At 68.2% G+C, this 14296-nt stretch carries 10 protein-coding genes; 4 read left to right on the top strand and 6 right to left on the bottom strand.

Annotated features, from left to right (window positions below; all coding sequences use genetic code 11):
- The first annotated feature begins 74 nt into the window (after nt 1-74).
- Nucleotides 75-1202 (top strand): branched-chain amino acid ABC transporter substrate-binding protein, encoded by a 1128-nt coding sequence (locus ACEN9Q_RS11645; RefSeq protein ID WP_495628519.1) that lies wholly within the window; start codon nt 75-77, stop codon nt 1200-1202.
- A gap of 27 nt (nt 1203-1229) precedes the next feature.
- On the opposite strand, the gene ACEN9Q_RS11640 is transcribed toward ACEN9Q_RS11645, so the two are convergent.
- Together ACEN9Q_RS11640 and ACEN9Q_RS11635 are read right to left on the bottom strand one after the other, a co-directional pair.
- Entirely contained in the window at nt 1230-1850 is a 621-nt protein-coding gene (locus tag ACEN9Q_RS11640) for a TetR/AcrR family transcriptional regulator (protein ID WP_495628518.1), read from the bottom strand.
- 297 nt (nt 1851-2147) lie between these two features.
- A complete protein-coding gene (locus tag ACEN9Q_RS11635; protein WP_495628517.1) occupies nt 2148-2540 on the bottom strand; it encodes a hypothetical protein in 393 nt (130 codons plus the stop codon).
- Nucleotides 2541-2780: 240 nt separating this feature from the next.
- Here ACEN9Q_RS11635 and gntR point away from each other — a divergent pair, with 240 nt between their 5' ends.
- Nucleotides 2781-3809: an HTH-type transcriptional regulator GntR gene (gntR, locus tag ACEN9Q_RS11630; protein ID WP_056444436.1), complete on the top strand. Its 1029-nt coding sequence runs from the start codon at nt 2781-2783 to the stop codon at nt 3807-3809.
- Nucleotides 3810-4373: 564 nt separating this feature from the next.
- Here gntR and ACEN9Q_RS11625 read toward each other — a convergent pair.
- The 3 genes from ACEN9Q_RS11625 to ACEN9Q_RS11615 form a co-directional block, all read right to left on the bottom strand.
- Nucleotides 4374-6725 (bottom strand): GH36-type glycosyl hydrolase domain-containing protein, encoded by a 2352-nt coding sequence (locus ACEN9Q_RS11625; protein ID WP_495628516.1) that lies wholly within the window; start codon nt 6723-6725, stop codon nt 4374-4376.
- Nucleotides 6726-6746: 21 nt separating this feature from the next.
- Nucleotides 6747-8138: an MFS transporter gene (locus tag ACEN9Q_RS11620; protein WP_495628515.1), complete on the bottom strand. Its 1392-nt coding sequence runs from the start codon at nt 8136-8138 to the stop codon at nt 6747-6749.
- A 174-nt stretch (nt 8139-8312) separates the two neighbouring features.
- On the bottom strand, nt 8313-9296 hold the full coding sequence (locus tag ACEN9Q_RS11615; protein ID WP_495628514.1) for a Gfo/Idh/MocA family protein: 984 nt from the start codon (nt 9294-9296) through the stop codon (nt 8313-8315).
- Between the two features lie 169 nt (nt 9297-9465).
- Here ACEN9Q_RS11615 and ACEN9Q_RS11610 point away from each other — a divergent pair, with 169 nt between their 5' ends.
- Nucleotides 9466-11568, top strand: a complete 2103-nt coding sequence (locus ACEN9Q_RS11610; protein WP_162251907.1) for a putative bifunctional diguanylate cyclase/phosphodiesterase — start codon at nt 9466-9468, stop codon at nt 11566-11568.
- A 72-nt stretch (nt 11569-11640) separates the two neighbouring features.
- Entirely contained in the window at nt 11641-12240 is a 600-nt protein-coding gene (gene wrbA, locus ACEN9Q_RS11605) for an NAD(P)H:quinone oxidoreductase (protein ID WP_495628513.1), read from the top strand.
- Here the strand turns inward: wrbA and ACEN9Q_RS11600 are convergent.
- Nucleotides 12237-14198, bottom strand: coding sequence for an APC family permease (locus tag ACEN9Q_RS11600; RefSeq protein ID WP_495628512.1), 1962 nt, complete (start codon nt 14196-14198; stop codon nt 12237-12239). The genes wrbA and ACEN9Q_RS11600 overlap by 4 nt on opposite strands.
- Nucleotides 14199-14296: the final 98 nt, after the last annotated feature.

Genomic DNA, 14296 nt, shown 5'->3' with positions numbered 1-14296 from the left:
GACTTGTGAATTCGGCTCATCCACGCTACCCTAGTGATTTGATATAAAGAATCACTGTTTTAGATGAGGATGGAATGAAGAAGCAAGCGTTGTTGATGTTGGCGTTGTCCGCGGCCGGCCTGGCCACGGCCCAGGAAACCGTGAAGATCGGCCATGCGGCCGCGATCACGGGTCCGGTCGCCCATTTCGGCAAGGACAGCGAGAACGGCGCGCGCATGGCGATCGACGCACTGAACGCGCGCGGCGCGACGATCGCCGGCAGGAAGGTCAGATGGGTGCTCGTGCCGGAAGACGACGGCGGCGACCCGAAGGCGGCGACGGCCGCCGCGCAGAAGCTGGCGGACGCGAAAGTGAATGCCGTGATCGGCCACGAGACGTCGGGCACGACGATCCCCGCCGCGAAGATCTACAACGACGCGGGCATCCCGCAGATCTCGCCGTCCGCCACGAATCCGAAGTACACCCAGCTGGGGTACAACACGGCGTTCCGCGTCGTCGCCAACGACGTCCAGCTGGGCCGCGCGCTGGGCCGCTACGCCGTCGGGACGATGGCGGCGAAACGCATCGCCGTCATCGACGACCGCACCGCGTATGGCCAGGGTCTCGTCTCGGAATTCGCCAACAGCCTGCGCCGGCAGGGCGTCACGCCCGTCGCGCGCGAGTTCACCAACGACAAGGCGACGGACTTCGCCGCCATCCTGACGCGCATCCGGGCCAGCAATCCGGACCTCGTGTTCTTCGGCGGCATGAACGCGGTGGCCGGTCCGATGCTGCGCCAGATGAAGCAACTGGGCATCCACGCGCGCATGATGGGCGGCGACGGCATCTGTTCGGATGCGATGCAGCCGCTGTCGGGGAATACGATGACCGACGGCCGGGTCGTGTGCGCGGAAGCGGGCGGCGTCGAAGACAAGGGCAAGGCCGGCATGGACAAGTTCCGCGCCGATTACCGGAAGCGCTACGGCATCGACGTCCAGATCATCGCGCCGTATTCGTACGATGCCGTGATGGCGGTCGCGGCCGCGATGGACAAGGCGGGTTCGAGCGCGCCCGCGAAGTACCTGCCCGAACTGGCGAAGGTGCGCTACCCCGGCGTCACCGGCACCATCGCGTTCGACGCGCACGGCGACATCCGCGACGGCGTGCTCACGCTGTACACGTTCAAGGGCGGCCACCGCACGCCCATCGGCGTCACGAAGTAGAGGCGCGCCGTTGCCGGCGCCGGACGATCAGGCCGCGGGCCGGTCGTCCGCGCGCGCGGGGGCGGGCGCGAGCATCAGCTCGTCGAGCTGGCGGCGGGCCGCCTGCAGCACCTGTTCGGACACGGCCGGATTGCCCCTGGCGGCGCCGCGCGCCACGGCCAGGCTGCCGATCATGGTGGCCACGACGACCATGGCGCGCCCGAGCGCATCGCTGCCCGGCTCGTTCTCCGCGATCTGGCGCTCGAACGCGCGCACCATCACCATATAGCCTTCCGCGAAACGGGCGCTGATCGCCTTGTCCTGGCGCCCGATCTCGCTGGCCGACGCCGCCATCGCGCAGCGGTTGCCGTAGTCGTCGCGCGACTCCAGCGCCAGGTAGCGGTCGAGGAAGCGCGACAGGTCGGGCATGCCGTCCGACGTCGCCGAATACATGCGCGAATTGGCCTGGTCGAGGCCATACGACAGCGCTTCCAGCGCCAGCTCTTCCTTCGAGCGGAAATGCGCATACAGGGCGCCGTGCGTGAGACCCGCCTGCTTGCTGATCTCCGCCACGCCGACGCCGTCGATGCCGCGTTCGCGGAACAGCTTGCTCGCCGCGCGGATCAGCGCGGTGCGGTTGTCGGCGGCTTTCTCTTTGCTGATTCTCATGCTGTGCTTGTGGTGCGAGGCGCGCGCAGGCGGGATCGTCGCGTTCCCGTACGGAGGATTATGATTGTGCCTGCGAGTATAGCGCCTGGGAGCGGGGTTGCGCGTCGCAATATTGTTGACAATGACGGATGCAGGCCGCGGGGACGGCATTGCACCGTCCCGGCCGTTCGGCCGCGATGTTACATTACGTTCGCCACGGTCGGCTCCGCCGGGCGGAAACGGAGAGCCGCTGCGCGACGCGCGCAAGACAGCGGCCCACCGCGGGGCGGGCCGGATGAAGTGGAAGAGGAAGGCGCGTCAGCGCTGCAGCGAGTCGTCGGAATCGAGATCGTCGCGGTCCAGCTGGTTCCTGCCCGACCGGCTGCCCTGGCCGCCGCTCTGCAGGTTGCCGCGCTGGTTATCGCTTTGCTGGTTCTGGTTCAGGTTCCCGCTTTGCCGGCCCTGGTTGCGGGAATTGTCGCCCGGCCCGCTGCCCAGGTCGGACTGCGATTGATTGCCCTGGTCGGGCTTGGCGCTCTGCTGGCTGCCCCAGTCGCCGCGTTGCGCGTTGTCGCCCGGTCCGCTGGCCAGGTCGGAATTCTGCTGGTTGCCCTGGCTGCGCCGGGACTTGCTTTGGCCGGCCGACTGCTGGTTGCCCGCCTCGCCCGTGCCTTTCATACCCTTGCTTTTGTCGTCGTGGTTGCTCGGCATAATCGCCTCCTTGATCGGTATGTGAACCCCCATGGTAGGCCGACTGACGGAGCCGGCAATCGGAATATGCGTCAGGAGGCTGTAGGACCTGTCGGACAGAACTGGTCGGGTTCATGGTGTTTAAAGCCACGATCCGGCGCCAAATGGGGAACGATTGCGTGTCAAACATTGACAAAATGTCCAATCCGTGGCGGAATCCATGGTCGGCACGCGTCGCGGCCAGTAAATACAAAAAAGACAATGAGCAGAAGCAGTACAGGTAAGGTCAGGGGAACGGGGCGGACGACGCTGGAAGAGGTGGCGGCGCACGCGGGTGTATCGACGATGACGGCATCGCGCGCGCTGAGCCAGCCGCAACTGGTGTCCGAGGCGACGCGGACCAAGGTCGAGCAGGCCGTGGCCGAACTGGGTTATGTGCCCAACCGGGCCGCGCGCGCGCTCGCGTCGTCGCAGTCGCGCGTGATCGTGGCGCTCGTGCCGTCGCTGTCGAACGTCGTGTTCACGGCCGTGCTGGACGGCATTCACGACGCCATCGAGCATGGGCAATACCAGCTCCTGATCGGCAACACCCGCTATTCCGATGCCGAGGAAGAAAAGCTGCTGCGCACCTATCTGCAATCGGACCCGGACGGCATCCTGCTGTCCGGCCTCACGCACAGCCCGCAGGTCGAGCGCATGCTGGCCGGATCGCGGATGCCGGTCGTGTCGATGATGGACCTGGCCGAAGGGCCGGGCGAGTTGTCGGTGGGTTTTTCGCAGCACGACGCCGGCAACGCCATCACGCGCCACCTGCTCGAGCGCGGCTACAAGCGCATCGCGTTCGTGGGCGCCCAGCTGGACGAGCGGACGCTGCGCCGCGCCGACGGCTACCGGCAGGCGATGCAGGCGGCCGGGCTCGCGGACCCGCGGCTGGAAATCATGGTGCCGGACCCGTCCACGATCGCGCTGGGCGCCGAACTGATGCGCCAGGCGCTGGACACGTTGCCCGATTGCGACGCCGTGTTCTTCTGCAACGACGACCTCGCGCACGGCGCCATCTATTACTGCCAGCGCCACGACATCCGCGTGCCGCAGGACGTGGCCATCGCCGGCTTCAACGACCTGCCGGCGTCCGCGTGGATGGTGCCGTCGCTGACGACCATCGACACCCCGCGTTACCGCATCGGCTACGAGGCCGCGTCGCTGCTGCTGGACGTGATCGGCGGGCGCGAACCGCGCGAACGCCGCATCGACCTGGGCTTTACGTTGCGCGAGCGCGAGAGCACCTGATCCGCCCGCGTCGGCGAACAAATAATCATCTGGTTGCGCTTTACATTTTCTGTGGAAACGTTACACTGACGGTATTGCTTGTTAGCGCTATCAGCCGATCGGCCTGAAGGTGCGGATAAGCGGTGCGGGGTGCGCGGGGGGCTGCGCACTCTTCTAAAAATCTCCTCTTAGGGCCGGGCGCAGATGTGCTCCCGGCTCTTTTTTTTGGGGCTGTGTTCGCGTTATATGCGTGAACTGAATCTGGTTGCAGATTTCACACACATCGTCGAGTTAGCTCATGAGGAGCGACGCTGCGCGGTCTGGCAGCCTGCGTCATGCCCACCGTGGCGCGCGGGCGGGTGTGCGGGCGCGATCCGGAACGGCGACAGCTGGCACAGCCGCTTCAAGAGCTGGCTGGTGCGGTTCGCGGTGTCGTCCGCCGCTGCCTCATCGATTAATCGGGCTGGCAACGGCTGCTCCATGCGCGGCGGCGCAGCGCGGCTAGCCGGCAGCGCTCGCTTACCTAAATAGCGCGAACACAGCCCCCTTGTTCGGGGGACATGTCCACACCGCACACAACGGCGCTCAGGGCACCGTGACTTCGAGACGATAAGCGCGTCCGGCCTCGATGCCCGCGACGCGCGCCTCCGCCAGCACTATCCCGTCGCACACGACAGTCGTGCGCTCGACCGGCCCGCGCGTCACGCTGACGTCGAACGTGGCGCCGCGGAACACCCGGCGCACGCGCATGGACGGCCAGTGCGACGGCAGTTGCGGATTCACGACCAGGCCCGCCGCATCGCCCTTCAGGCCGCACAGCCCCTCCACGATGGAACGGTAGACCCACGAGACGGTGCCCGTGTTGAACAGCTGGCTGGAACGGCCGGCCGTACGCGGGTATTCCCGCCACGCGCCGCGATAATAATTCGGGATGAACACGGGCAGTTGGCCGCGCTGCAGATAGTCGTCCGCGCCCGGGCCCGGGATCATCTTGCGCAGTGCGTCCCAGGCGCGGTCCGGTTCGGCGATCGTGTACAGGCTGTAGATGTAGAACACGGACGCGTGGTTGTAGACCGCGCCGTTCTCGGCCGATCCCGGATGTTTCTGCGTGACGCGTCCGACGTCTTCGCGCATCGCGCTGTACGGCGGCGCGAACATCTGGACGCCGTACGGGGTGTCGAGCTGGCCGTCGATTTCGGCGAGCATCGCGCCGCGCTGGCGCGCGTCCGGGGCGCCGCTGAGGAAGGCCCAGCTCTGCGGATTCAGGTAGATGCGGCCTTCGGCGTCAAGGCGCGTGCCGAAGACGACGTCATCGTCCGTGATGCCGCGCGCGTACCAGGCGCCGTCCCACAGGTGCAGGTTGGCGGCCGTGTTCATGTCGCGGGCGCCGGCGCGGAAGTGCTCCGTGCGCCAGTCGTCGCCGCGCGCCGCGCACACGTCGGCCCACAGGTTCAGCGCGTATGCCGCGGCCACCGTCAGCCAGCCGGACACGCCGCGTCCCTTGTAGCCCACCATGTTCATCGGATCGCACCAGTCGCCCTGTTCGATGTACGACAGGCCGCGGTGGTCGCGCTTGTGCAGCAGCCAGTCCATCGCCAGCGAGATGCGCTCGGCGGCGGTGAGCGTCACGCCGTCGGCTCCCGCGACGGGTTCGTCGAGGACTGCGTAGTCGCCCGTCTCGTCGAGATAGGCCTGCAGGCAGACGGGCAGCCACACGCAATGGTCCGTGTGCGGCACCTGGTTGATGTATTTGAGCTCGGCGCCTTCGAACAGCAGGATCCCGTCCGGCATCGCGCCGTTCGGCGCCTGCTGCGACAGCGCGTGCAGGAACGCGGCGCGGGCGACGGCCGGCTTGATGAACGCCATCCCCATGTTGTCCTGCAGGTAGTTGCGGGTCTGCGGGTCCGTGCTGAGGCGATTCACGTCGCCGTGATAGAACACCTGGCGCGCGAGCCAGTGGTTCACGAAGTTGTCGAACGCCGCATCGGGCGTCTCGACGGTGACGCAGCCCGCGCCCTGGTCCGCGTACGCGGCGTACGCGCGCGCGGCGGCGGCGAACCCCTGCGCGCTCAGGTAGCGCGCGCGCATGGCGGCGATCTCGGCGTCGTCGCGCGCGGGGCCGAACACGAAGCGGCGCGTGGCGCTCTCGCCGGCGCCCAGCGCGAGGCGGTACTGCACGGCGGCCACCGGCGTTTCGTAGCGCGCATCGCCGCCCGGCAGGCGCTCGGCGGAGAGCGCGTCCGGTGCGTGCAGGCCGCCTTCGCCCTCGAACCGGCCCTGGTTCGCTTCCCATGCGTCCGGCGCCGTCTCGCACAGCAAATACGTCTTGTCCTTGAAATCCTTGTTCTTGAAATAGTCCTGCAGCTTCTGGTACGGCGTGACGCTGCTGGCCACGATGGCCTGCAGGTCCGGGCGGTACTCGGCCGACTGGTTCATCCACGACATGTAGCCGATCGTGAAGTAGGGATACACGCTGACCTTGCGCGGACGGCCGCTCACGTTGGTGACGCTCAGGGTCCACAGCTCGGCCACGTCGTCGACCGGCAGGCCGAGGCGCAGGTCGACGCGGATGCCCAGCTTTTCCACGGTCCACGCGAGGTCGTCGCGGCCGACGGAGAATGCGAAGCGGTCGGGCGCCGAGCGCACGGGTTCGTGCGGCGCCGAGAAGATCTCGCCCGTGTCCTCGTCCTTCACGTAGAAGAAGCGGCCCGGATGGTGCGCGTAATACGCCTGCTCCGGCTGCATGAAGGTCTTTGCTTCGAGATTCGGCGCATGCGAATACTTGGCCGGTTCCGGCTGCATGAACTGGGCGGTGGCATAGCCGCGGCAGGTTATCTGGATCATCATCCGCCGGTTCCACAGGAAGCCGCCGGCGTTCGGCATGGCGGTCGGGCTGGCGAGCTCGTAGCGCGCGCCGTTCTCGGTCGGTTGCAGCATGGTGTTTCCTTGTCGTGATTTTCAGGAGGCGGTCTTGCGCGCGTCGAGTTCGGCCTGGATGCGCGCCAGCTGCCTGCCGTTCAGGTTATAGAAGCACATGACGGCCACGGCGGCGACGGCAAACGCGGCCGGGATGAAGGACATGAGCCAGACGATGCCTTCGCGCGAGCCGCTGGCCTGCACCGCGTTCGGGACGTAGCCCAGCGCCGTGAACACGGACCCGATGACGGCGACGGCGACCGCGGTGCCGAGCTTTTGCGAAAACGTGGCGGCGGCAAAGGTCATGGCCGTCGCGCGGCGGCCCGTGCGCCATTCGTTGTAGTCGGCCGTGTCGGCATACATCGAGAACGCGAGCGGCGATTTCGGCCCGAGCACGAGGCCGAGCGCGCCCTGCAGCACGAACATCAGCCCCACCTGGCTAGGGGGCACGACATAGAACGCGGCGGACAGCGCGGCGGTCGCGCTCATCAGCACGATCATGAGGGTCTTCTTGTCGACCAGGCGCGTGAGCAGCGGCGTGAGCGCGGCGCCGACCGCGGCCGCCACCATGTACGTGGGGACGAAGGTGCGCATCAGTTCCGGGCGGCCGACGACGTATTTGAAGTAATAGGCGGCGCTGGCGGTGCGCAGCGTGATCGTGACCATGATGATCAGCGCCAGGAAGAACAGCACCATCCACGGGCGGTTGCCCGCCAGGTCGCGCACGTCGCGCCACACGGCGTTCCTTTGTCCGGGCGGCGGTGCGATGCGTTCGCGCGTGTTGAAGAAGGTGAATACGAACAGCAGCGACGCGGCGACGGCCCACACCAGCATCGTCAGCTGCCAGCCGCGCCGGTCGTCGCCGGCGCCGAGCCAGCGCACCATGTCCGGCGTGGCCGCCGTCACGAGCGTGCTGCCGGCGAAGGCGAAGATGAAGCGCAGGCCGTTGATCGTGGAGCGCTGCTGCGGGTCGGCCGACATCACGCCGGACAGCGCGTTGTACGGGATGTTCACGCACGTGTAGCACACCATCATCAACAGATACGTGCCGTACGCCCATGCGAGTTTCGCGTCGCCCGCGAGGCCGGGCGTCGTGTAGGTGAGGACGGCGGCGCCGGCCAGCGGCACGCACATCCACACGAGCCAGGGGCGGAACTTGCCGAAGCGGGTGTCCGTGCGGTCGGCCGCGGCGCCGATCAGCGGGTCGGTGAACGCGTTGACGATTTTAATGGCAGACATCATGGTGGCCGCGGCGGCGGCCGAGATCCCGAACGTGTCCGTGTAGTAGATCAGCAGGAAGGTGGCGACGTTGGTCCAGTAAAAATTGAACCCCATGTCGGCCACGCCGTAGGCCAGTTTTTCGCGCCAGGGCAGCGGGGCGTGCGCCGTGCCGGCGTCGGGGCCGGCGGCGGCGCGCGGGAGGGCGGCCGTCATCGGGCCGCTCCGGTGGTTGCGGCGGGATCAGGGAAAGCGGTCGGACAGGCCATCTGCGTCTCCGGTCAGGTGAATGGCGGCTCTTCGTCCGCTCGGGTGATAGCGCTAACAGCGGCGAGTATGCCGCCGCCGCGAACGCATGTCAACCGCCGGATGCGCGACCTGTCCACAAGGTCAGTCGCCCGGATACGTCACGCCGGTCTGCCTGCGGATCTCGTCCAGCACGCCCATCAGGTGCAGGGTCTGCTCGTGCGTGATGGCGGGACTTTCGATCAGGCCTGCGTTCCAGCAGCGCTGCGCCTCGATCGCTTCGTGCACGTAGCCGTTGCCCAGGTAGGGTGTGGGAATCACGCGCGGCGCTTCGTCGGCCAGCATCAGGGTGATCGTCGGCGGCCGGTGGAACGGCGCGTCGAGGCGCAGCTGGCCGTGGCGGCCGGACAAGGTGAGCAGGCCCGGCGTGCGCGCCTTCAGCGAACACGCGCACGTGGACAGCGCGCCGCCCGCGTGGCGCAGCGTGAACACGGTCTGCAGGTCGACGCCGGTGGGCCCCAGCTCGGCCTGGGCGCGCACGGCTTCCACGGCGCCCAGCAGGTAGGCCGTGATCGAGAGCGGATAGATGCCCACGTCGAGCAGGGCGCCGCCGCCGAGGGCCGGGTTGAACAGGCGCGCGTCCGGTCCGCCCGTGGCCGCGAAGCCGAAATCGGCGCTGGCCTGCGATACCTCGCCCAGCACGCCGGACGCCAGGATGCGTTTGACCTCGTCGAGGGCGGGCATGAAGCGCGTCCACATCGCCTCCATGAGGAAGACGCGGCGGCTGCGCGCCAGGGCCACGACCTGTTCGGCCTGGGCGCGGTTCAGCGCGAACGGTTTTTCGCACAGCACCCCCTTGCCGCCGGCCAGCATGGCGAGCGCGTTCTCGGCATGCATCGCGTGCGGGGTGCCGATGTAGACGAGATCGACGTCGGCGCATGCGGCCAGGCCATCGTAGCCGGCCAGGCGCAGGGGAATGTGGAATTCGTCGGCGAATTCGACGGCCGTCGCGCGTTCGCGCGAGGCGACGGCGGCGATGGTCGCGCCGGGCGTGTCGCGCAGGGCCGTCGCGAAATCGCGGGCGATCCTGCCGGTGCCGAGGATGCCCCAGCGTACGGTGTTGGTCATGTGGTCTCTGGTCTCCATGGGAAGGAAGGGAAAAGCCGGGGTCGGCCATTCTGGAGGATGGCCGAAAAGCGGGATACCTGTCTATATTGACAGGTTATTGATAACATTTTGTTATCAATGTTTGCGCTATACTCGAAGGTGGTCCTTCATTGCACGGAAAGGGAAAGCCATGGCTGCAGAGTCCCCGCGCGCGGATGCGAGCGCATGGTGCCGGCCCCTGTTCGAAGGGACCCAGTTGTCGATGCTGGTCTGCGACCCGGTGTCGCAGGAAATCCTCGACGTCAACGACGCCATCCTCGACCTGCTCGGCTACACGCGCGGCCAGCTGCTGGCCCTGCGCCTGCCCGACCTGTACGCGCGCGGCGGACAGGAACCCGACGACCTCGGTCCCTCGACGTGCCATCTGCATTCGCACGCGCGTCGCATCGCCGGCGCCGATGGCGAAAACCATCATGCGATCCTGCAGCGCTGCGCCATCGAATACGGCGGGCGCGACGCCGTGCTGGTCGTGCTGCAGGACGTCACGCGCCACGTCGAGGCGGAGGGCGAACTGCGCGCGACCCAGAAGGAGTTGCACCGCGCCCAGGCGCTCGCCATGATCGGCAACTGGATCTGGGACGCGGCCAGCGATTCGCACGTGACGTCGTCGCCGGAAGGCTACCGCATCCTCGGCTTCAGGCCGGAGGACGCGCCCGTGTCGACGGCGGAGATCTATGCGCGCATCCACCCGGACGACCGCGCGCTGGCCGAGCGGGCGCGCGAACGGGCGCTGCACGATCCGGACTACAAGTACGACATCGAATTCCGCCTCGTCCGGCCGGACGGCGAGGTCCGCTGGCTGCATTCGGTCGCCGAGGTGAAGTACGACGCGGTGGGGCGCGCCGTCAAGATGCTGGGCCTCGTGCAGGACGTCACGGAGCGCCGCCGCGCCGAGGACAACGTGCGGCGCCTGGCCTATTACGACACGGTGACGGCCCTGCCCAACATGAACCTGTTCGAGCGCGAGGTCGAGGACCGGCTGGCCCAGTTGCGCCGCGGCGCCGGACGGGGGCGGAGCCCGGCGCGGCTGGCCTGCCTGATCGTCGACCTCGTGCGCTTCCGCGACGTCAACTACGCGCTCACGCACATGTACGGCGACGTGCTGCTGGCGCTCGTGGCGGACCGCCTGGCTGCCGTCGTCGGCCAGGCGGGCGTCGTGGCGCGCTGCGATTCGCGCTTCCCGATCGTGCTCGACGGCGCCGACGAGGACGAGGCGCGGCGCTGGGCGCAGCACCTGCTGCGCGCGCTCGAGGCGCCGTTCGCCGTCGCCGGCATCTCGTACGAGATCGGCGCGCGCATCGGCATCGCGCTCGCGCCGCTGCAGGGGCTGGACTACCACACGCTGCTGCGCAAGGCGGACATCGCGCTGTACCAGGCCGCCGGCATGGCGCGCAACGTAGCCGTGTACGTGGCCGAGGACGACCCGCACACGCCCGACCGCCTGTCCCTGATCGGCGACTTCCGCGCCGCCATCGAGTCCGGCCAGATCCAGCTGTTCTGCCAGCCCAAGGTGACGATGGCATCGCGCGACATCGTCGGCGCCGAAGCCCTCGTGCGCTGGGTCCATCCGGACAAGGGCTGCATCGGGCCGGAGACCTTCATGCCGCTGATCGAGGCGACGGACCTGATCCACGTGCTCACCCGGCACATGCTGGAGTCCAGCATCGCCCAGTGCGAGGCATGGCGCGCGCAGGGCGTGCGCCTGCCGATCGCCGTCAACCTGTCCGCGCGCGACATCGCGGCGCTGTCGCTGTCCGAACACCTGCGCGAGCTGCTCGAGCGGCACGGCTCGTGCGCGGGCCTGATCGGGCTGGAGATGACGGAGAGCAGCCTGATGCAGAATCCGGCCGAGAGCATCGCCGAACTGGAACGCCTGTCCGGCATGGGCTTCCGCCTGTACGTCGACGACTTCGGCACGGGCTACTCGTCGCTGAGCTACCTGAGCCGCCTGCCCGTGGACGTCATCAAGATCGACCACGGCTTCACGATGCAGATGATCGAGGACGGGCGCGCCGCGTCCATCGTCAAGTCGACCGTGCACCTGGCGCACGACCTCGGGATGGGCGTCGTGGCCGAGGGCGTCAGCAACGCGCGCATCTGGGATGCGCTGCTTACGCTGGGCTGCGACGAGGCGCAGGGCTTCTACGTGGCCGCGCCGATGCCGGCCGGCGAGCTGCTCGACTGGGCGCGCGCGTCGCCTTACCGCCTGCAGGGCGAACACGCGTGCGCGTGAACCCCCGGCGATACTGAGGTAGCATGGCGGGGCGCCGGCTGGCGGCGCGGTGGCGGACGACAAGGAGAGAGCATGGCCAAGGTACTGGTGCTGTATTACTCGACGTATGGACACATCGAACAGATGGCGCACGCGCTGGCGGAAGGCGCCCGCGCGGCGGGGGCGGCCGTCGACGTCAAGCGGGTGGCGGAGACGGTGCCCGACGACGTCGCCCGCAACGGCCACTTCAAGCTGGATCAACCCGCGCCCGTCGCGACGGTGGACGAGCTGCCCGGCTACGACGCCATCGTGATCGGCGCGCCCACGCGCTACGGCCGCATGCCGTCGCAGATGGCGGCGTTCCTCGACCAGACGGGCGGGCTGTGGGCGAAGGGCGCGCTGAACGGCAAGGTCGGCGCCGCGTTCACGTCGACGGCGACCCAGCACGGCGGCCAGGAGACGACCCTGTTCTCGATCGTGACCAACCTGCTGCACTTCGGGATGGTGATCGTCGGCCTGCCATACAGCTTCGCGGGCCAGATGACGCTGGACGAGGTCACGGGCTGCAGCCCCTATGGCGCCAGCACGATCGCCGGCGGCCAGGGCCAGCGCCAGCCCAGCAAGAATGAACTGGACGGCGCGCGCTTCCAGGGCGACCTCGTGGCGAAGACGGCGATCAAGCTGTTCGGCTAGACCTTCATCGGCAGGATGATCATCTGCAGGCCGTCGAAATGCAGGCGGCGCTGGATGGTGAGGGCCGCCTGGTTGTGCAGCAGCCGCGTGAACAGGTTATCGCGCTGGAACACCAGGCGGCTCGTGAAGAACACGGCGTGCGGGAATTCGTCGGCGAGGTCGCGGCACATGTCCGTCAGGGTCGCGACGGCATCCGTGCCGAACCCGAGGCGCGACGTGGCGGGAATGCCGTGGCTGCGGCAGAAGCCCACGAAATCGTCCAGCGTGGCGTGCGCCTTCGTCTTGAGGATGTCGATCGCGCCGTCGCCCCCGTAGGCATGCGCGTCGACGGTGCGGGCGGACACGAACACGACGTTCTTGAAATGGCCGGGAAACATGCGCTGCACCCACAACAGCGCATGCAGGCCGCCGCCGCGCGAGCTGCCGACGATGAACACGGCCGTCGGCGCGTCCGGTTGCGGCGCCGGCGTGTCCGTGCACTGGCCCGGCGGCTGGGCGGCGAACACGCGGTCGACGTCGTCGAGGCGCTTGCGCGTGTCCGCATAGTGGGCGCGCACCGCGAGGCACAGGGCGACGACGAGACCGGTCAGCAGGATCGTGACCCAGCCGCCTTCCATGAATTTTTCGACGATGGTCACGACGAGGATGCTCGCGGTGACGGCGAGGCCGCACAGCGACAGCAGCAGGCGGCGCAGCCAGCCGGCGTCGCCGCGGTGGCGCAGCCAGTAGCGGCACAGGCCCAGCAGCGACATGCTGAACGTGAGGAACACGTTGATGCTGTACAGGACGACGAGCAGGTCCACGCGGCCGCCGCTGGCCAGCAGCACGAGGGCGGCGGCAAGGCCGAGCAGCAGCACGCCGTTCTGCGTGACGAGGCGGCTGGAGAGATAGCGGAACTGGTGCGGCACCCACGAATCCTGCGCCATGTTCGCCAGCACCGCGGGACCGCCCAGGAAACCGGTGTTCGCGGCGACCAGCAGCAGGCCCGCTTCGCAGGCGAGCGTCGCGGCCAGCACCACGCCGAGCAGCGGGCCATTGAAGCCGGCATGCTGCAGGATGGCGCGGAAGGCGACCGCGTTCAGCGTCTGGCCGGCCTGCGGCGCCGCATTCCACAGCAGGTACAGGAAGATGATGCCGCCGGCCGTGAAGGCCAGGCTGCACGCCATGTACAGCATCGTCATGCGGCCCGTGCGCACGCGCGGCTCGGCCAGCGCGTTCACGTTGTTCGACACGGCCTCGATGCCGGTGTACGTGCCGCCGCCCAGCGAATACGCCTTCAGCAGCAGGGCGAGCGTGAAGATCCACGAGGTCTGGCCGGCGAGGGCCGTCGTCTCGTGCAGCGTGTCGGGCAGCAGGGCGGGGATGTGGGCGGCCTGCACGCCGATGCCGTACACGATCAGGAGCGCATGCGTGGCGACGAAGCCGAGGAAGATCGGCAGCAGCACCCGGATCGATTCCTTCACGCCGCGCAGGTTCAGCCACAGCAGCAGCACGACGAGGCCGAGCTCCGTGCCCAGCTTCCAGCCCTGGAACGCGAGGGGCAGCAGCGAGAACAGGGCGTCGACGCCGCTCGCGATCGAGATCGCGACCGTGAGCACGTAGTCGACGACGAGCGCGGCGCCGGAGACGAGGCCGGCGTGCGGTCCGAGCAGGACGGAGGCGATGCGGTAGCCGCCGCCGCCGGTCGGGAACAGTTCGATCACCTGGTTGTAGGCGAATGCGATAACGAAGACGGTGGCCGCCGTCGCGAGGGCGAGATACAGGCCGAAATGGGCGTGCCCGCCCAGCGCCTTGAAGGCTTCTTCCGGACCGTAGGCCGACGACGACAGGCCGTCCGCGCCGAGGCCGACCCAGGCGAGGAAGGCGGCGAGGGTGAGGGAATGGCGGGTGTCCTGGCGCAGCGGGTCGAGGGGCCGGCCGAGCAGGGCGGTGCGCAGGTTCGAGAGAGTGGATGCCATGGGTGGGTGCGGTTGATGGAACAAGGCTGTCACGATAGGCCGGCGCGCCGAAAATTGTCGTAAAGGGTGGGCGGGCGCGTGTAAACATCGCGTAAACG

The organism is Massilia sp. Masssp93, assembly GCF_059491295.1.
This window is presented reverse-complemented; position numbering and strand designations above follow the sequence as displayed.